This is a genomic window from Paractinoplanes brasiliensis (assembly GCF_004362215.1).
Taxonomy (GTDB): Bacteria; Actinomycetota; Actinomycetes; order Mycobacteriales; family Micromonosporaceae; genus Actinoplanes; species Actinoplanes brasiliensis.
Genome location: NZ_SNWR01000001.1, coordinates 5,940,016 through 5,958,935, shown reverse-complemented (window position 1 = coordinate 5,958,935; position 18,920 = coordinate 5,940,016). Strand labels below are relative to the sequence as shown.

Below are 18,920 nucleotides of genomic sequence, written 5' to 3'. Positions count from 1 at the left end.
CCCGGCGTGAGGGTCAGCCGGAGGGCGAGGGGGCGGCTCTGGGCCCAGCACCGCGGGCCCGAGGCGGAGGCGCACGCTGGGCCGTCGAGCGGGGTCAGATCATGGCTATCGTGCCGGCGATCTCGTCGACGAGCTCGCGGGCCAGGAAACCGGTGCGGCCGTGGCGGAGCATCAGGCGCTGGCCGCTCACCGCGTGGGCGTAGGCGCCCCAGCAGGCGGCCTGGGCCGGGTCGGCGCCGCGGCCGAGGAGGCCTGCGACGACTCCGGCGCGGGTGTCGCCGCTGCCTGAGGTGCCGAGGCCGGCGTCGCCGCTCTGTTCGGACCAGTGATGGCCGTCGGGGGTGGCGATGTGGCCGTACAGGGAGACCACGGCCCGGTAGCGCGCGGCCAGCTCGGCGGCGACCGCGGCCGGGTCGTCGCCGTCCGGTGAGCGGCCCAGCAGGTGTTCGGCCTCGGTGAAGTTGGGGGTCAGGACGGTGCGGCGCTGGCGGAGCAGGTTTGCGTCCTTGCTGAGCGCGCCCAGGGCGTACGCGTCGAGCACCACCGCCGTGTCCTCGCCGGCCGCGCCCAGCACCGTACGCATGAGCTCGGTGGTCTTGTCGATGTCGTCGAGGCCGGGACCGAGGGCGATCACGTCGGCGCTCGAGGCCAGCGCGGTCAGCTCGTCGCCGTCGGGCAGGCCGATCACCTTGGCCTCGGGCACCGCGATGCTCATCGCCACCGCGGACTCCTCGGCGACGGCCAGCTGCAGCCGTCCCGCCCCGGCCCGCAGCGCTGCCACGCCCGCCAGCAGCACCGCGCCCGGGTTGAACTTGGAACCGCCGACAACCAGGACCGTGCCGCGCGACTCCTTGCTGTTCCCGGGGTCGGGCAGCGGCCAGTCCCGCAGCACGGCCGGCGTGATGACGGTTTCGTCAGTCGACCTTGGCATCGACGTCCTCCTGCTTGGTCGGCGGTGTGCCGTCGCGGTGCAGATGCTCGACCGAGTTGAACAGCTCGGGCCGCAGCTCGCCGTCCTGCCGGCGCCAGCTGCTGATCGAGCAGTTCGCGACGGCGGTGTCGTGCGCGACAGCCATCAGCTCGGCCTCACTGAGCCCTTCGGCCAGATAACGGACGAGCAGCACGATCGCCTCGTGGCCGAACAGCACGACCCGGCCGTCCGGGTGGTCCTCGCGCAGCTCCCGCAGCAGCGCGCGCAGGCGCAGCAGAACGTCGGCCCAGGACTCGCCGCCCGGCGGCCGGTAGTAGAACTTGCCCAGCCGGGCCCGGCGGCGCGCCTCGCCGGGCAGCCGCTGCTGCACGCCGTACGCGGTCAGCAGGTCGAGGATTCCCAGCTCGCGGTCGCGCAGACGCTCGTCGACGACGGCCCGGATGCCGGTGCCGGCCAGCGCGAGCTCGGCGGTCCGGCGGGCACGCAGGTACGGCGAGACGATCGCGATTCCGGGGCGTTCGTCGTCGGGTTGTTTCGCGAGGAAGGCGCCGACCGCCTCGGCCTGCTCCCGGCCCAGGTCGGACAGCGGCACGTCGACGTCGCGCTCGGGGATGTCGATCTCTTCCGCGCCGCCGGTCTCGGCGTCCTGGGCGGTGACGTTTCCGGTGCTCTGGCCGTGCCGGACCACGGCGAGCCACTGCAGCTGTTCCATGTCCGGTGACTTACCCACCCCGGGCGGGCCCACCCGTCGGATCACGGTCGCCGACCCATCAGGTGGGAATCTCGACAAAGTCCACTGATTTAGTGGACAAGGAAGGGGATGGTCTTTCAGACTCGTCCGGTGGATTGGACCCTCGCGCTGGCCGGGCTCGGTGTCGGCATCGTCGTCGGGCTGACCGGCATGGGCGGCGGCGCCCTCATGACACCCATTCTGGTGCTGTTCTTCGGTGTGCCGCCGGTGGCCGCGGTCTCGAGCGATCTTGCCGCCGGCGCGGTGATGAAGCCGTTCGGGGGCTGGGTGCACGCCCGGCGGGGCACGGTGAACTGGTCGCTGGTGCGGTGGCTGTGCGCGGGCAGCGTGCCCAGCGCGTTCCTCGGGGTGCTGCTGTTGCGGTTGCTCGGCGACGACGAGTCGATGCAGCACACCATCCGGGTCGCCCTGGGTGTCGCCCTGCTGCTGGCCGCGGGCGGGCTGCTGCTCAAGGCCTGGGCGAGCCGCAGGAAGGGCGAACCGGACGGCCGGATCACGGTCAAGCCGCTGCCGACCGCCCTGCTCGGGGCGATGGGCGGCCTGATCGTCGGGCTGACATCGGTCGGCTCGGGGTCGCTGATCATCGTGGCGCTGCTGGCCATGTATCCGGCGCTGCGCGCCAACAGCCTGGTCGGCACCGATCTGGTGCAGGCCGTTCCGCTGGTCACCGCGGCGGCGCTGGGCCACGCCTTCTTCGGCGACCTGCACCTCGATCTGGCCGCCGCCGTGCTGGTCGGTTCGATCCCGGGGGTGCTGATCGGCTCGCGGGTCTCGTCGCGGGCCCCGGCCGGGCTGGTGCGGGCCGCCCTCGTGATCGTGCTGCTGGCCAGCGCCCTGAAACTGTTCGACCTGCCCACCACGCTCGTCGGCGTCGTCTCGGGCACGGCGATCCTCGTCGCCGTCGCGCTCGGCGTCGCGGGCCGCATCCGCCGCCCGTCCGACCAGCCCGCTCAGGAGCGGGAAAGCGTCACCGTCGGCTGACCGAAATGGCAGTCTTCGGAATCGCGGGCGGTGGCGGGTCGCCGAGTGTCGCTCGTGCGACGCGGATCACCTTCGTGATCTAATTGAGCAGCGTCTTCTTGCCGCGTGCCCCGCACATCGCCAACCAGCGATTTGCTACATAGCGGAATGCATGATGGCGGATTGCTTGGTTCCTTTCTGGCACGGATGAATGAGTTGCGCGAGAACGTTGCACCTTCCGTCATAATGACGGCAGTAGCAACTGAGGAGTTCGGATGATGGCCGGTGAACTCCAGGCGTCAACGCCTGCGCGAAGAATTCTGCAGATGCTTGTGCCCGCGCTCACATTGATCGTATTCGCCGGCGCTACCATCGGCGTGATCGTCTCTCCCGCGTTCATGCGGCGACTCTACGACGACAAGGACTACTCGGTGATCGCCGACGTCGGGCAAGCCTACGGCGGTGCGTCCGCGATGGTTGCTTGCGCCGCCCTCTTCGTCGTCGCGGCGTCTATTCTCCTGCAGTATCGTCAGCTGCGGCAGATGCGGCGGGACGCAGCTGCCGACTTCGCCGAGGAATTGGTACTGCTGGCAATGGAAAATCCTCAGTATCGTCAATGCTGGGGTGCGCGAGTCGCACCTGACGGCGTCGACGAAGACCTCTTCTACTACTGCAGCAAGGTCATCAAGAACTGGGCACGACTCTACGATCTGGGCGTCCTCGGCGAGACGCAGGTGCGCCAATACCTTCGAAGCTTCTTTGACTCCGAGGTTCCCCGGATGTTCTGGGAGAAACACAACGAGTGGCAACAGCGCAAAAGTGGGCGCCGTCGTCGGGAACACTTCCGCGATCTGGTCAACGATGAGTATCTGCGGGCCTTGCGGGCCGGCCCGCCGTCACGGGCCCGCGAATTCTGCCGGCCGACCCGCGGCGACCTGCTCAGCCATGACGATCAGTGAGTGAGCGGCAGCTCGCCGGTTTTGATCGCGTCCAGGAAGTCACGCCATTCCGCCACGTCGAAAACCAGCACGGTCTCCGGCGCGGTCGAGTTTCGCATCCGAATCCGGGCGCCACCGTCAGCGGTCGAAACTTCGACACAATGCCCCTCGCCGACGCATGACCGGCTACGCCGCCACTCATTTCCGGCCGCGGTGAACTGCCCTGAGAGCACGAACGCTCCTCGACTGTCTGATCGCCTGTGGATCGGCTCGCCGCAGATGCGTTCGCGCCGAAACAACGGTAGCGGCCGGTGCCGCCCCGGACCCGCGAATGGAAGATTCCGGTCGCGCGAGACCGCAACTTGGACCGCGCACGTACATTACCCAATCCCGAGAATCGACGAGCTCCCGGGGTATCCCGGTAATGCTTTCATGGGCTCGCTGCGATGCATTCTCGACGCGGGCGGCCGCGGACGTCATCCACGGCCGCCCGTTCAGACGGTCCGGCTAGCTCTGCACGAACACAGCCACGGTCCGGGCCGGCACCGTGAAGGTCCCGGTTTCCTTTGCGAACGAAGCCGTGCGAACCAGCGGGTCGGCGGAGTCGCGCTGGATCGGGTGGAGAGCGACCGTCCGGCCCGCGAGCGGCTTGACGGTCTGGGTGGTGGCCGCCGAGGTGCCGTTGAACACCACCGTCACCGACTTCCAGGTGCGGTCGATTTCCCGTCCGTCCAGGGTCATGGTGACGACCCCCGGGGTCTCGGCCGCTCCGGAGAGCGGGAACGACAGCCTCTTCTGCACCTCGGCGGCGGTCGGCAGGCCGAAGACCGGCGACGAGCCGCGGATCTTCAGCAGTTCCTGGTAGCGGGTGTCGGCCAGCGCCACATCAGCACACGACGGCACGAGCGCAGGCGACGCCAGCAACGGCCGCGCATATGGCCACTTGCCCGAGTTGTCAGCGGCGGGCGGCAACCCGCGGCCGAACCCGTTGCCGGCAGCGCAATCCCAGATGATCTGGTTGAACCAATCCCCCGAGTTGTACGAATTGCGATCCAGCGACTTCGACCGCAACCGCTCGGACCCGGTGGTGACGAACCCGGCCCCCTGCCCCAGAGCGGTGAATCCCAACGCCACCGACTGAGCCCGCGCCCGCTCCACCGACGCCGTAGCGGCAGGCAACTTGAAAGCCATGGCGTCGTACAGGATCTCGTTGTCATGCGCGTCGACGTAGGTGATCGCCTCCCCCGGCGCCGCCGTGTAACCGGCCGGCGAGCCGTTGTAGTCCACCTCCGCCCCGGTGACGGCCTCACCGGCGGAGTTCACAAACCGGTACGAAGCCAGGTTCCCGCTCAGCCCCACCTTGATCAGGTCTTGGTAATGCAGCAGCCGCGCCTGCTGGGCAGCCGGGTCCCCGTTGACCGGGTCGCCGTTCGACGCCGACAACAGCCCAGTGGCGAAGCCCTGAACCCGAGGGTTCTCGTCGAACGGCCCTCCACCCCGTACGGCGTCCCGCAGCCGATCGTTGAAGGTGGCAATCCCCGTACCGGCCATGTTGGCCTGCGTGGCCTGCTCGAAGCGCGCGTCCCCGGCCACCTCGCCGAAGTCCCACCCCTCGCCGTACAGGTTGATCGCCTTGCCGTCGACGCCGTCGCGCGCGACCGTCAGCCGGTTCAGCGCCGCCCGTACGGCCAGGATGTTGGCCTTGGGGTGGTGGCCCATGAGGTCGAAGCGGAAACCGTCCACCTTGTACGCCCGCGCCCAGGTCACGACCGAGTCGACGACCAGCTTGCCCATCATCGCGTTCTCCGGCGCGGTGTTGGCGCAGCAGGTGGAGTTCGCGATCGTGCCGTCGGCGAGCAACCGCTGGTAGTACCCGGGCACGATCTGGTCGAGCACCGACTTGGCATCGGTGCCGGCGGCCGACGTGTGGTTGTAGACGACGTCCATCACCACGCGCAGCCCGGCCTTGTTGACCCCGGCCACCATCTGCCGGAACTCCCTGGTCCGCTGATCGGGTTCGACCGCGTACCCGCCCTCGGGCACCGTGTAGTGCAGCGGGTCGTAACCCCAGTTGTAGCCGTCCTCGGCGGCCACCGCGGCCACGCACTTCTGCTGTTCCTCAGAGTCCGGAGGCAGCGCGGGCAGGTCGCACGCCGGCGTCTTCTGGTCGGCGCGCTTCTCGGGGATGGTCGCGAAGTCGAACGCCGGCAGCAGGTGCAGGTGCGTGACTCCGGCGCCGGCCAGCGCCTTCAGGTGCTTCATGCCGTCGCCGGCGGCCTCGGTGAAGGCCAGATACGTGCCGCGCCGCGCCGCCGGGACGGTCTGGTCGGCGATCGAGAAGTCCCGCACCGACAGCTCGGAGATCTGGATCTTCGCGTTCGGCACCGGGGGCGGCTTGCGCAGCGACGACCATCCCGCGGGCGCGAGCGCCGGGTCGGCCAGGTCGACGATCCGGCTCAGCTTCGAATCGGTGGAAAGACCCAGCGCGTACGGGTCGGTGACCGCGGCCGTGACCTGCTTCTGCGCGGCGGGCTGCCAGGCGGTGACCCGATACGTGTAGTACTTGCCCTTCCACGACGCCGGGCCGCGGACGGACCAGATTCCCGTGCGGTCGTCACGGCGCATCGCCACGGTCGAGGGCTGGGCTGCCGGCGTGTCGAAGAGCTGCAGTTCCACCGTACGGGCCGTGGGCGCCCACACCGAGAGCGTGGTGCCGACCGGACCCAGCTGGGCGTCGGCCGCCGCGGCCGCGTAGACGTCGTCGAGCACCCCCGCGAGTTGCACTCCGGTGGCCGCCAGCAGTTCGCCGGCCGCGTCCCGTTCGGTGAGCACGACCTGCCCGCGCAGCACGTCCTTGACGTTCACCCCCTTGGGGAGCTGGAACGCGTCGTACTGCCAGAGGTGCGGGAACCGGGCCCGCTGCGCGGTGGTGAGGCCGCCGGGCCGGACCGTCAGGCGTACGGAGTCGCCGGTCACGTCGTTGGTGATGCCGCCGGGCGCGTACACCAGGTCGTAGACCTTGCCGTCGGTCGAGCCACCGGGCTTGAAGGCGATCGTGCCCCGGTCGAGCCAGACGGCCGACGACTTGGTCACGTCGATCACGCCGCCGGAGCCGGTCTTCTTCACCACCGGCGCCACCCGCGGCGAGGTCCCGGCCAGCAACCAGATCTCGCGGCCGCCCTCGGCGAACGTGAGCTGCTGGTCGTCGGGCAGGTCCTTGTCGTCGCCCTTGTGCAGGATGTATTTCAGCGCGGTGGCCCCGGCCGCGAGCGGCACTCTCCAGTACGGGCCGAACGAGTCGGTTCCGGTGGGGGGCATCGGGGCGGCCCAGTCGGTCGGGTTGGCGGCGCCGTCCCAGACGTGCAGCCCCCATCCGTCCGCGTCGGCGCGTCGATAGTGGATGATCGCCGAGTTCGGGTCCTGTTCGACGCTGGGCGGCGTGGTGACGATCCCGGCATCGCCCTGCTCGATCCAGATCTCGCCGTGCTGCGACGGGTCGAAGAAGCGATCTGCGTCGACGTCCTTGACCCCGTCCTTGCCGACCACGACGAACCCGACGTTCTTGGCGTTCGGGGCCAGCTTCACCAGGGCGAATTTCCCGTACGCGTCCTCGCCGACGAACGGCTGCCCGGCGGGCCACGTCGTCGTCATCGACGGGTCGACGTCCCCGAACACGTAAAGCCCGTAGTCGTCGTAGCCGCCGGCCGGACGCTGGTAGTGCACCACCGCGTAGTCCGGGCTGGTGGTCGTGACGGGCGTACCGACCTTGATCGAAGTGGTGGCCGACGCCAGCCTGCCCTTGCTGTCGCGGACGACCGCCTTGTAGCGCACGGTGGCGCCGCCCGCGAGCCCGGTCAGGTCGTGGTGGGCCGAGCCGGCGCCCGAGCCGACGAGCTGCCAGGGACCGTCGCCGACCTGCGCCGCGAAGGTGACCGTGGCGAGGGGGTCGCCGGTGGTCTTCACTGCCAGTTTCGCGCGCGTGGGCACCAGGGCGTCCGTCGGGGAGGTGAACTCCGCGCCCGGACCCGCACTCGGCGTTGGGACCGATTTGTCCGCGCGGAGTGCCACTGCCGACAGCGGCGGCACGGTGATGGTCAGCTTGCCGTCAGGGGTTGACGGCGAAACGTCCGAAGTGCCATAGACGCCACGGAACCGCGCCGACGGCGTCCACGTGTCGAGGGTGACGGTCTGCGCGGTGGTCGCGCTGTTGGCCGCCACCACGTACTCGACCCGCTGACCCCGGTCGATCCGGGAAGCCGCGAACACGCCCGCCCCCTCGGCCGCGTGCCGGGTCACCTGCACCCCGCCCCGCAGCGCCGGGTGGGCCTTGCGCAGCGCGCCCAGCGAGGCGATCGTGCGATAGATCGGGTGCGCGGTGTTGTAGTTGTCGACCGCGTGCGTGCGGTCGGTGCCGATCAGGTCGTCGTCGAGGTAGTCGGCGGTGCGCGAGGCGAACATGTCCTGCCGCGCGTCCTTGTCGCCGCCCGGCCCGGTGAAGCCCTGCTCGTCGCCGGAGTAGACGACCGGCTGCCCGCGGGTCAGGAACATCAGCTCGTGCGCGAGCTGGTCGCGGCGCAGGGCGTCGTCGCCCTTCAGGAACGAGCCGATCCGGCCCATGTCGTGGTTGCCGAGGAAGGTCGGCAACCGCCCGGCGTCGGTGTTCCGCGCGGTGTAGAGGTCGTCCTTGGCGTACAGGTCGGCCAGGGCCCGCGCCGAGCCGTTGCCGGCCACGAAGCCCTTCGCCGCCTCCTGGAACGAGAAGTCCAGGGTGGCGGGCAGGCCGCCCCGGCGTACGTACGTCGATTCGACCTCCTGGTCGGCGCTGTAGACCTCGCCGAACATGAAGAAGTCCTTCTTGCCGGCGCGCGCCGCGGCCTTCTCGATGCCCGCGGCGAACTGCGGCCAGAAGCCGAGGTCGACGTGCTTGACGGTGTCGAGACGGTACCCGTCGATGCCGGTGGCGCCGATCCAGTACGCGTAGATGTCGGTGAGCCCGCGCACCACCTCGGGCCGCTCGGTCCACAGGTCGTCGAGGCCGAAGAAGTCGCCGTACTCGCTGTTCTCACCGGCGAAGGTGGAGTTGCCGCGGTTGTGGTACATCGTCGGGTCGTTGAGCCAGGCCGGCTTCTTGACCGTCTTGTCGGCCGCGCTCGGGAAGACCGGCGTGTAGGGGAAGGAGGCCGTCGACACCTTCGGGAACTCGGCGCCGCGGTCGTCGAACGGGCGGCCCTGCGCATCCTCGTACGGGCTGGTCGCCTTGTCGATGTAGTCGTACTTGGCCTCGGCGTAACGGATCACGTCGGCGGTGTGGTTGGCGATGATGTCGAGGAAGACCTTCATGCCGCGCTTGTGGGCCTTCTCGACCAGCTTCTTGAGCTCGGCGTTGGTGCCGAAGTGCGGGTCGACCTGGGTGAAGTCGGTGATCCAGTAGCCGTGGTAGCCGGCCGAGACGTCGTCGCCGCTGCCCTGCACGGGCCGGTTCTTGAAGACCGGCGCGAGCCAGATCGCCGTGGTGCCGAGCCCCTGGATGTAGTCGAGCTTGTTGATCACGCCGGCCAGGTCGCCGCCGTGATAGAAGCCCTTGTCGGCCAGGTCGAGGCCGGTGGCGAGCCGGTCACCCTTGAGGCCGCCCTTGTCGTTGGCCTTGTCGCCGTTGGCGAACCGGTCGGGCAGCACGAAGTAGTACTGCTCGTTGTCGCCCGGCTTGTCGGCGCCCCACTGCGCGATGACGGCGTCGGCCGGGGCCTTGGGGGCAGCCGCAAGAGTGGCCCGCGCGGGAACGGCTATGAGGAAAGGCAGTGTCAGGGTTATGGCGGCGGCGAGGAGCCGCCGGCTTCGAGAGACCACTATGTCCCCTTCTACGGGAGGTCCCAGACCTGGACGGCCGGGCCCGAGACATCGATGACGGTGGAACCATCGGATTCAATGTGCAGCGGCGTGGCGCCGCCGTAAAGGCTTTCCAGGGTGGTGTCGGGAGGCAGACCGGTCAGCCTGATCTTGGTGTCGCCGCCCCGCACGGCCAGCACGAGCACGCTCTGTGCGGCGCTCTCGCGCAGGAACGCCAGGACGTCGCCTTCGGCGTGTATCCAGCGCAGCCCGCCACGGGTCAACGCCGGCGCGCCCTTTCGCAGCGCGATCAGGTCGCGATAGCGGCCCAGTGTCGTGTTGTCCCAGTTGTCCGGGCGATCCCACGGCATCGGCGCCCGGGCTGACTCGTTGCCCCCGCCGGTCAGCCCGATCTCGTCGCCCGCGAACACCATCGGCGTGCCGGGCAGCGTGCACAACAACCCCGCGGCCACGTGCTGCCGTCCGGCGTCGCCGACCACCGTACGGATACGGGCCGTGTCGTGCGATCCGAGCAGCTGCCAGGACGCCTCCCACGAACGCCACGACATCTGCGCGGCGAACGCCGACATGGTGGCCACGAGAGCGCTCGCATCGCGTACGGGAAGCTCCTCGGGGTTGCCGAGGAAACCGTCGAACGGAACCGTCTCGGCGCGCAGCCAGCTCCACACCGGACGGGTGAACCCCGCGTAGTTCATCGTGCCGTGCCAGCCGTCGCGGTCGAGGTCACCGGTCGCGTCGTGGCCGTGCTCGGCAATCAGCAAGCCGTCGAGGACGGCCCCCCGCAGCAGCGCGGCCACCTCGTGATTCAGGTCGTCGGCGCCGTGCCGGCCGGTCATGTTGGCGACGTCGACGCGCCAGCCCGAGAGCCCGTACGGCTCGGACAGCCACTGCTGCGCGATCGCGCGGAACTCATGTCGCAGGCCCGGGTCGGCCCAGTTCAGCTTGGGCAGGCTGGGCACGCCGAGCCAGAACACGCCGGGGTAGTAGAACTCGGGCCGCGCGGCGAACCACGGGTGCGCGTCCCCGGTGTGGTTGGTGGTGAGGTCGCCGATCAGCCGTACGCCGCGCTCGCGGGCCGCCGCGGACAGGCGCTCGAGGGCGCGGTCGCCGCCGAGCAGCGGGTCGACCCGGTCGAACCCGGCCGCGTCGTACCGGTGGTTGGATCGCGCCGGGAAGAACGGGGTCAGATAGATCGTGTTGGCGCCCAACGCGGTCACATGGTCGAGCCGCCGCGCGATGCCGTCGAGGTCGCCGCCGTAGAGCACGCGCGTGGCATCGGGGCCGGGTTCGACGGGCTCGTCCCAGGACGCCGCGCGGATCGCCCAGTCCGGGGTCTCACGCAGATCGGCGGCGGGCGAACGGGCGTACCGGTCGGGGAAGATCTGATAGATGACGGCGTCGCGCGCCCATCGCGGGGCGGGCGGCTGCGCCACCAGACGAAAGTCGGTGCTGTCGGGGACGTCGTGGTTGGTGACCCCGTACGCGGTCAGCCACCGCACCCCGCTCGTGGCGCCGAGCAGGAAGCGGTAACTGGTGATCGGGTTGTGCGCGGTCAGCTCGGCGCGCCACCAGGTGTCGCCGCCGTCCTTACGGTCGACCGTTGCCGAGGTGAAGACCGGCTCGCCGTCACGGACCGAGCGCAGGTGCACGCGCGCCACGCCGGTCCCGCGCGGCACCCGGACGAACACGGTGACCGTGTCGCCGAGCGCCGGCGCGGGATCGCTGACGTACAGCTCGCTGCCGTCGTGATGCGGGCGCGGGTTCATCCCTTGACCGCCCCGGCCGTGAGCCCGTCGGTGATGTAGCGCTGCAGCAGCTGGAACACCAGCACGGTGGGGACAGCGGTGAGCAGCGTGCCCGCGCAGAACATGCCGAAGTTGGCGTTGCGCTCCCCGGCCACCAGACCCGTCAACCCGACCGGCAGGGTCTTGGCGCCGGCGTCGGTCAGGAACACGTTGGCGATCAGGAACTCGTTGATCGTGCCGATGAACGCGAGCAGCGCGGTGACGGCCAGGATCGGCGCGACCAGCGGCAACAGGATGCGGAAGAACACTTGCGGGTGGGTGGCGCCGTCCATCGTGGCCGACTCGTCGAGCTCGCGCGGCACGGTGTCGAAGAAACCCTTCATCAGCCAGGTGTTCACGCCCAGCGCGCCGCCCAGGTAGAGCAGGATCAGGCCCCACCACGTGTTGAACCCGATCGCCGGCCAGTAATCGGTGACCGCCGAGAAGATCAGGAAGATCGCGACGATCGCCAGGAACTGCGGGAACATCTGGATCAGCAGCACCGACAGCAGACCCACCCGGCGGCCGCGGAACCGGCGGCGGCTGAACGCGTACGCCGCCAGCGCCGAGATGAAGATCGAGGCGGCCGACGAGACCGCGGCGATGACGATCGAGTTGACGAACCAGCGCCCGAACTCGGTGTCGGCGAACAGCCGCGAGAAGTTGCCGAACGAGGCGCCGGTCGGCACGATCTCGCTCGACGACAGGGTGCCCAGCGGGTTGATCGCGGCCGAGACGACGAACAGGATCGGCGCCATCGCGAACACCAGCATGAGCACGCCCACCAGGTGCCGCCACCCGACCTGCTTGACCCATGTCATGAGCGGACCTCCTCGCGGTCCCGGCTGAACTTCTTCATGCGTGGACCTCCTCGAGGTGGCGGGTTCGCCGGAAACTGATCGCGGACACCAGCGCGACGATCAGGAAGATGAAGATCGAGATCGCGGCCGCGTAGCCGTACTGGGCGCCACCGCCGCCGAACGCGATCCGGTACGTGTAGGTGATCAGCAGGTCGGTGGCGCCGTTGGCCGGGTTGTCGGCCGGGAACGGCGCGCCCTCGGTGGTCAGATAGATCGCGTTGAAGTTGTTGAAATTGAACGCGAACGACGAGATCAGCAGCGGGGTCAGCGCGACCATCAGCAGCGGCAGGGTGATCCGCCGGAAACCGCCCCACGCGCTAGCGCCGTCGATGCGGGCCGCCTCCGACAGCTCGCGCGGGATCGCCTGCAGAGCGCCGGTCGCCACCAGGAACATGTACGGATAACCCAGCCACAGCTGCACGAGGATCACCGCGAGCCGGGCCGAGGCGCTGCCCCCGAACCAGTCGACGTCGAGCCCGAGCAGGTTGTTGATCAGGCCGAAGTCGGTGTTGAACATGTCGCGCCAGACCAGCAGCATCGCGAACGACGGCATCGCGTACGGAAGCACCAACAGGACCCGGTACGCCGTACGGGCGCGGACCCGGGGCGAGTGCATGGCGAGTGCCAGCAGCAGCCCGAGCACGAACGTGCCGCCGGTCGACGCGATGGCAAAGGCGAAGTTCCAGACCAGCGTACGGAGGAACGGGCCGGCAATCGCAGGGTCGGTGAGCACGCGGGTGAAGTTGCTGAACCCGACGCCGACCTTCCAGCCCTCCGCGAGCCGTTCGCCGTTGCCGTCCACGAACGCGCCGGCAGTTTCGTCAGCCGTCCACGCCTGACCGGTGGTCGTGTCCCGGATGCAGTCGCAGCCCTCGTCATAGGCACGGCCGGCCCTTCCCTCGTACGCCCGGGACAGGCCCGACGACCGAATGGCGCCACCGGCCGTGGGGACGGCGAGGTCGGTGATCTCGGCGCTGCGCAGGCTCGCCTGTCCGGTGGTGAGGATCGTGTAGCCGTCGGCCGCCGTGACCCGCCCGGCGCTGTTGACGGTGGCGTCCACCTGCTTGAGGCCGTCGGCGTCACCGGCCGAGACCTGCTTGGTGACCGGGTCGGTGACCAGGAAGACCAGGGGGCCGGTGGCCGGGTCGCCGGTCGTCGCCACCGTCAACGCGTACTGCTGGGAACCGGGCACCTGGGTGACCGACGCGGTCTGGATGGCCACAATGGCCTCTTGTTTGCTGCCGCGGTGGCCGTCGCCGAAGTTGGTGAAGGCCGTGCTCGCCGTGTACAGCACCGGGAAGACCTGGAACAGGATCAGCAGGATCGTGCCGGGGGCCAGGTATTTCAGGGGGATGTGGCGCGGGGTCAGGTACAGGTGGAGCAGGCCCGCCGTGGTCGCGATGAGGATCGCGAGACCGATCCAGGCCTCGTTGTCGATCAGCGGGAAGGCGGCCCAGATGGCGATCGCGATGGTCAGGCCCAGGAGCAGGGCCTTGATCAGCGCGCCCGTTACGCTTTTGGGCGATTTGCCGGGTCCCGGGGCCGGGCGGGCCTGGATCTCAGGCCCGCCGAGCTTCGTCGCCGTCATTACTTGATCGCGGCCGAGATCGTCTTGCCTGCGGCCGTGATGGTCTTGTCCGGGTCAGCGCCGCCCACCACGGAGGCCTCGGCCTTGCCGAACGGGTCCCAGATCGCCGCCATCTCGGGGATCGCGGGCAGCGGCCGGCCGTCCTTGCCGGCGTCGATGAACTTCGCGAGGTCGGCGTCGGCACCCTTGACCTGGTCGAACGCGGCGGTCAGGGCCGGCGGGCGGGGCTCGGCCTGATAGAGCGCGACGGCCAGATCCGGCGTGGTGACGTAGTTGGTGACGAACTCCTGCGCGAGCGCCTTGTTCTTGCCCTTCGACGCGACGTAGAAGCTCTGCACACCCAGGAACGGCCGGGCCGGCTGCCCGCCGTCGAAACCGGGGACAGGGCTGATGTCGTACTTGATGTTCGCCTTCTTGACGTCGGTGATCGCCCACGGGCCGCTCACCAGGAACGCGCACTTCTTGCCGGTGAACGTCGCGATCGAGTTCTCCGGCGTGATCGACCGCTTGAGGGCGCCCGACCCCTTCTCACCCAGCGTGGCGATCTTCTTGAACGCGGCGACCGACTCCGGCTTGCCGACACCCAGGTCCTTGGGGTCGTAGTCGCCGTTCGCGCCCTGGCCGAACAGGTAGCCACCGGCGCTCGAGTACAGCGGATACAGGTGGTAGGCGTCGCCGTTCTGGCCGACCTGCAGGCACAGCGTCTCGGTGACCTTCTTGGCGGCCTTCAGCGCTTTGGCCTGGGACACCAGCGCCTCGATCGTCTTGGGGGCCTCGGGCGCAAGGTCGGTGTTGCGGATCAGGGCAAGATTCTCCATCGCGTACGGGACCCCGTAGGTCTGCCCGTTGAAGGTGACCGCCTTGAGCGCGTTGGGGTTGAGCCCGCTGGTCTGCTCGGCGGCCAGCTGCACGGGGTCGATGGCGCCGTTCTGCACGAGGTTGCCGATCCAGTCGTGCGCGCCCACCATCACGTCCGGGCCGCTCCCCTGCTGAGAAGCGGTGACGAAGGTGGTCTGCTGGTCCTTCGAGATGGCCTGCACCTTGACGGCGACGCCGTTCTCGGAGCCGAACTTCTCGGCGAACGGCTTGAGGGCGGCCGAACGCTTGTCATCGGCCCAGATGACGAGCTCGCTCTTAGCGGCGTCGGCCTTCTCGCCGGCGGAAGGGTTGCTGCTGGGGTTCTTGTCGCTCCCGCCGCAGCCGGCGAGGGCGAGGGCGCAGGTCAGGGCGGCGGCTACACCCGCAACACCCGTGGGACGGATGCGCATGTGGGTCTCCTTGATCTCGGCTTTGGTGGAACTTGCTGCAACTTTCATCAGCCGTCGGTCCCGACTTGCGGGCTTGCGGGCTGGAGTGGTTTCGCGATTCCATAGCTGCGGCTGAATAAGCGCAGCGTGCGGCACGGCCAACGAACATCGGCCTGTGTCGTTGTTGTTGCGGGGACGTTAGCAAGAGCTTGCAGTGAATGGAAGAGCTTGCAGGAACTCACCGGCAACACGGCGGCACTAGAGTTGTCGCCATGCGTGCACGGATGGCCGACATCGCCCGTCAGGCCCAGGTCAGTGAGGCGACGGTCTCGCGTGTCATCAACGACCGTCCCGGCGTCTCCCAGGAGACCCGCCAGGCGGTGCTCACCGCTCTCGACGTCCTCGGCTACGAGCGCCCCGAAAGACTGCGCAAGCGCAGCGCCGGCCTGGTCGGCCTGGTCGTGCCCGAGCTGGACAACCCGATCTTCCCGGCCTTCGCCCAGGTGATCGAGTCGACCCTGGCCCAGCAGGGCTACACACCCGTCCTCTGCACCCAGTCCCCCGGCGGCGTCACCGAGGACGAGTACGTCGAGATGCTGCTCGACCGCCAGGTCTCTGGAATCGTCTTCGTCTCGGGCCTGTCCGCCGACACGACCGCCGACCACGCCCGCTACCAGCGCCTGCTCGACAGGCCGCTGCCGATCGTCCTGATGAACGGCTACGCCGAAGGCATCGAGGCCCCGTTCGTCTCCTGCGACGAGCGCCTGGCCGGCGACCTGGCCGTCACCCACCTGGTGGCGCTCGGCCACAAACGCATCGGCATGATCTCGGGCCCCAACAGGTTCATCGCCGTCCAGCGCAAGCTGGCCGGTTACCGCCAGGCCATGAAACGCGAACTCGGCATCGCCGACGCCCACCTCGACGACTACGTCTCCCTGACCCTGTTCGGCGTGGAGGGCGGCGAGGTAGCCGCCGACCGCCTCCTGTCCAAGGGCGCCACGGCTCTGGTCTGCGGCTCCGACCTGATGGCCCTGGGCGCGATCCGCGCGGCCCGCCGCCGTGGGTTGTCGGTCCCGCAGGACGTCTCGGTCATCGGCTTCGACGACTCACCGTTGATCGCCTTCACCGACCCGCCCTTGACGACGCTGCGCCAGCCGGTGACCGCCATGGCCGTGGCGGCTGTCCGCTCCTTGATGGACGAGATCAACGGGCACGGCGCTCCGCACTCGGAGTACCTTTTCCGGCCCGAGCTGGTGGTTCGCGACTCGACCGCCAAGGCCCCCACCCACCGCAAGCTTCCCGCCTCGACCCCCGCAGCCTGAAACTTCTTTCACTTTCTGCAAACCAGCCCCCCTTCCCCATCGGCAGCCGCCGTGAGCCTTCAGGCTCTCTCGAACGGGGGCGATTGAGGGAAGCGGGCCGTCATGCACAGGGCATCGGCTTTGTGTTTTTGGCGTTTACGACTTAGGCTCTAGTCATGGTCACGACCGGCACTGAGCTCTTGACCACCGGCGAGGTGGCCAAGATCCTGGGCATCTCGCGTCAACAGGTGGTGAATCTCTGTGAGCGGGGAGACCTGCCGTTCATCATGGTCGGCAAGCACCGCAGGGTCGAGCGAATCACTGTCGAGAAGGTCCTGCGCCCCCAGCAGGAACTGACCCGCGATCAACTCAAGTCGCTGTGGCTGCATCAGGCGGTCGCCGGTAACCTCGTCGCCGATCCGGACGCGGTTCTGGCCAAGGCCACCGAAAACCTCGATCGGCTCCTGGCGCAGCACCAAGGCACGATGACCGAGGTATGGCTTACACGCTGGCGAGAAAGGCTGATTCGCGGGCCCGGCGCAGTCCTGAAAACCCTGACCTCGGAGGACCCCGAGTCCGTGGAGCTACGACAGAACTCCCCCTTTGCCGGAGTGCTTTCGCAGCCACAGCGCCAGCAAGTCCTCAAGGCCTTCGCCCACAGCGGTTGGGAGCATGCCGCATGAGGCGTGAACAACTCGAACACGTTCTGCGCGCCGCGAGCCAGATCGCAGACGACCCCGATGTCGTCGTCATCGGCAGCCAGTCGATCTTGGCAGCCATCCCGGAGGACCTACTCCCGCTGGAAGCCACCGCGTCCATGGAAGTCGACGTGGCCTTCTTCGACGACTCGGACAATCAGAAGTCCGATCGGGTAGACGGGGCGATTGGCGAACTCTCGCCGTTCCACGAGATGTACGGCTACTACGCCCAAGGGGTCAGCGTTTCCACCGCGACGCTGCCTCCAGGGTGGCGTGACCGCTTGGTACTTGTCGAATCGCAGAGCACCCGACCCGGACGAGGCTACGCACTCGACCCACACGACTGCGTGGTGTCCAAACTGGTGGCAGGCCGGGAGAAAGACCACGCCTTCAGCAATGCATTGATCGAGACCGGGCTGATCGACCCGACGACAATCGCAGCCCGCATCGACACCCTCGATGTCGACCCACGGGTCATGGAGCGCCTCAAACGTTGGATCAGGACATACACGTCCTCGGAACAGAGGGCAAGCGAACGCCACACGCCGGGCTCCTCCTGACACAATGCCGTTCGGATAGGGCTGTTTGGGCAGGCCGTCGCTGGTCGTAGGCGAACGTCTTGCCGTCCGCCTGAGTCCGGTTGATCGCGAACTCGCCGATCTCGTTCCCTGACACGCGCACCCGCCCGGACCGCCCGCAGCCGGGGCACACCGAGCCGACCCGGATACTCGGCCGCCGTTTGCAGGCGTGGGCCTGCTGATCGGGCGTTGAGCGCCGACCGTAGCCGGATGGGCGCTATACGCAAAGCGCCGATGCCTGCCTGGTGCGGCCAACCGGTTCATGCACGCCGTGGGCAACCCGCTCGGGAGGCACGTCGGCACGGCCTGTCATTCCCAGCCGGCTTCGCGCGCGTACTGCCGCAGGTGCCGCAAACGCGCCGGTCAGCTGTGAGGGCTGGCCGGGACGTGAACGTCCGGTGGTCGGGGACGTCAGCCGCGGGCATTTGTCAGGCGGGCCAGGGTTCGTTGTTTGAGGGCGAAACCCTGGGCGGCGGCGTCGCGGAGGTTGGCGATCAGGGGGGAGCGGGAGCGGCGGGCCCACGGGACGGGGACGGACACGGTGCCGTACTTGGATTTGTAGGCGTTGCCGCCGACGAAGTCGAACTCGGTCAGCCCGTGGGAACGGGCCCAGCGCAGGGCGTGCCAGATCAGGAGTTCGTTGGGGCGCAGGTGCTGGTCGGTGCGGTAGCTGGCGCCGCCCCAGAAGTACATGGTTCGGTGGTGCCAGGGGAGCACGGCGGTGGCTATGCAGCGGCCGGAGGCGTCGCGGGCGCGGAGCAGCAGGAGCCGGCCGGCGGGGGCCAGGTGGCGGATCAGGGCGCGGACGCGGTCGATCGGATAGGTCGGGACCAGGTTTTGTTTGGCGAAAACGTCGCGTAACTGGTCGTAGAAATCGTCGGCGAATGTCGGATCGGCGACAGATTCTTCGATGGTCACTCCGCTGCGTTCCGCCTTTCTGATATTGCGGCGGCAGGCGCTCGACATTGCCGCGAAGAGGGCTTCCTCGGTGGGCCGCAAAGAGATTGTCGCGGTCGGCGCCTCGGCCCAGCGCAAACCCAGACCGGCGAGGTCGGACACCGTGGCGAAGCGGTCGCGGATCTCGAGGTGGGCGCAACCCAGGTCGTTGAAGGCGTACGGCATCAGGGCCCGCAGCGCGGCGCGGCGGGGCACGTCGGGGCGCAGGGTGAAACCCCCGTACGAGGTTGTCCAGCCGGCCATGGGACTGCCGAGTATGCGCAGGCCGAAGCGCTTGGTGAGCAGGCCGGTGAAGTGGCCGACCGTCTCGGCGCCGTCGGTGACGCGGGCCAGGACCGGCGAGGCGTTCTGGGTTTCGGCGACGAAGTTCAGCCACGGCTCGGTGTGGAAGATCAGGCGGTCGTCGTACGTGGCACGTTCGGCCCACAGGTCGGCTGTCGGGGTCACCCGGTGCAGTCGCAGCATGCGCCACCCTCCGCG

General features: G+C 68.9%; 14 protein-coding genes. 5 read left to right on the top strand and 9 right to left on the bottom strand.

Going from position 1 to position 18,920, the window contains the following annotated elements; all coding sequences use genetic code 11:
• Positions 1–94: 94 nt before the first annotated feature.
• Together C8E87_RS27090 and C8E87_RS27085 are read right to left on the bottom strand one after the other, a co-directional pair.
• Positions 95–931 (bottom strand): NAD(P)H-hydrate dehydratase, encoded by an 837-nt coding sequence (locus C8E87_RS27090; RefSeq protein WP_133875704.1) that lies wholly within the window; start codon positions 929–931, stop codon positions 95–97.
• Positions 915–1,643, bottom strand: a complete 729-nt coding sequence (locus C8E87_RS27085) for a histidine phosphatase family protein (protein WP_133875703.1) — start codon at positions 1,641–1,643, stop codon at positions 915–917. Before C8E87_RS27085 ends, C8E87_RS27090 begins: the two co-directional genes overlap by 17 nt.
• A gap of 129 nt (positions 1,644–1,772) precedes the next feature.
• Between C8E87_RS27085 and C8E87_RS27080 the strand changes: the two genes are divergently transcribed.
• Complete coding sequence (locus C8E87_RS27080; RefSeq protein WP_133875702.1) at positions 1,773–2,663, top strand: sulfite exporter TauE/SafE family protein; 891 nt, start codon at positions 1,773–1,775, stop codon at positions 2,661–2,663.
• 254 nt (positions 2,664–2,917) lie between these two features.
• Positions 2,918–3,601 carry a DUF6082 family protein gene (locus tag C8E87_RS27075; RefSeq protein WP_133875701.1) on the top strand — a complete coding sequence of 228 codons (684 nt, stop codon included), beginning with the start codon at positions 2,918–2,920 and terminating at the stop codon, positions 3,599–3,601.
• On the opposite strand, the gene C8E87_RS27070 is transcribed toward C8E87_RS27075, so the two are convergent.
• The 6 genes from C8E87_RS27070 to C8E87_RS27045 all read right to left on the bottom strand — a co-directional run bounded on the left by C8E87_RS27070 (position 3,595) and on the right by C8E87_RS27045 (position 14,927).
• A complete protein-coding gene (locus tag C8E87_RS27070) occupies positions 3,595–3,813 on the bottom strand; it encodes a DUF397 domain-containing protein (protein WP_133875700.1) in 219 nt (72 codons plus the stop codon). The two genes, C8E87_RS27075 and C8E87_RS27070, sit on opposite strands and share 7 nt — an antisense overlap.
• A gap of 274 nt (positions 3,814–4,087) precedes the next feature.
• Positions 4,088–9,427, bottom strand: a complete 5,340-nt coding sequence (gene pulA / locus C8E87_RS27065) for a pullulanase-type alpha-1,6-glucosidase (protein ID WP_133875699.1) — start codon at positions 9,425–9,427, stop codon at positions 4,088–4,090.
• 11 nt (positions 9,428–9,438) lie between these two features.
• Entirely contained in the window at positions 9,439–11,193 is a 1,755-nt protein-coding gene (locus tag C8E87_RS27060) for a glycoside hydrolase family 13 protein (protein WP_133875698.1), read from the bottom strand.
• Positions 11,190–12,032, bottom strand: a complete 843-nt coding sequence (locus tag C8E87_RS27055; RefSeq protein WP_133875697.1) for a sugar ABC transporter permease — start codon at positions 12,030–12,032, stop codon at positions 11,190–11,192. The genes C8E87_RS27060 and C8E87_RS27055 overlap by 4 nt, the downstream gene beginning before the upstream one ends.
• Before the next feature lie 34 nt (positions 12,033–12,066).
• Entirely contained in the window at positions 12,067–13,659 is a 1,593-nt protein-coding gene (locus C8E87_RS27050) for an ABC transporter permease subunit (protein WP_133875696.1), read from the bottom strand.
• Positions 13,659–14,927 carry a sugar ABC transporter substrate-binding protein gene (locus C8E87_RS27045; RefSeq protein WP_133875695.1) on the bottom strand — a complete coding sequence of 423 codons (1,269 nt, stop codon included), beginning with the start codon at positions 14,925–14,927 and terminating at the stop codon, positions 13,659–13,661. Before C8E87_RS27045 ends, C8E87_RS27050 begins: the two co-directional genes overlap by 1 nt.
• A gap of 251 nt (positions 14,928–15,178) precedes the next feature.
• Here C8E87_RS27045 and C8E87_RS27040 point away from each other — a divergent pair, with 251 nt between their 5' ends.
• The 3 genes from C8E87_RS27040 to C8E87_RS27030 all read left to right on the top strand — a co-directional run bounded on the left by C8E87_RS27040 (position 15,179) and on the right by C8E87_RS27030 (position 17,465).
• Positions 15,179–16,228 (top strand): LacI family DNA-binding transcriptional regulator, encoded by a 1,050-nt coding sequence (locus C8E87_RS27040; protein WP_133875694.1) that lies wholly within the window; start codon positions 15,179–15,181, stop codon positions 16,226–16,228.
• A 155-nt stretch (positions 16,229–16,383) separates the two neighbouring features.
• The gene (locus tag C8E87_RS27035) at positions 16,384–16,890 is read left to right on the top strand and encodes a helix-turn-helix domain-containing protein (RefSeq protein ID WP_133875693.1); all 507 of its coding nucleotides are present in this window, start codon (positions 16,384–16,386) and stop codon (positions 16,888–16,890) included.
• The gene (locus C8E87_RS27030) at positions 16,887–17,465 is read left to right on the top strand and encodes a DUF6036 family nucleotidyltransferase (protein WP_133875692.1); all 579 of its coding nucleotides are present in this window, start codon (positions 16,887–16,889) and stop codon (positions 17,463–17,465) included. Before C8E87_RS27035 ends, C8E87_RS27030 begins: the two co-directional genes overlap by 4 nt.
• Before the next feature lie 429 nt (positions 17,466–17,894).
• On the opposite strand, the gene C8E87_RS27025 is transcribed toward C8E87_RS27030, so the two are convergent.
• A complete protein-coding gene (locus C8E87_RS27025) occupies positions 17,895–18,905 on the bottom strand; it encodes a lipid II:glycine glycyltransferase FemX (protein ID WP_133875691.1) in 1,011 nt (336 codons plus the stop codon).
• Between the last annotated feature and the right edge of the window lie 15 nt (positions 18,906–18,920).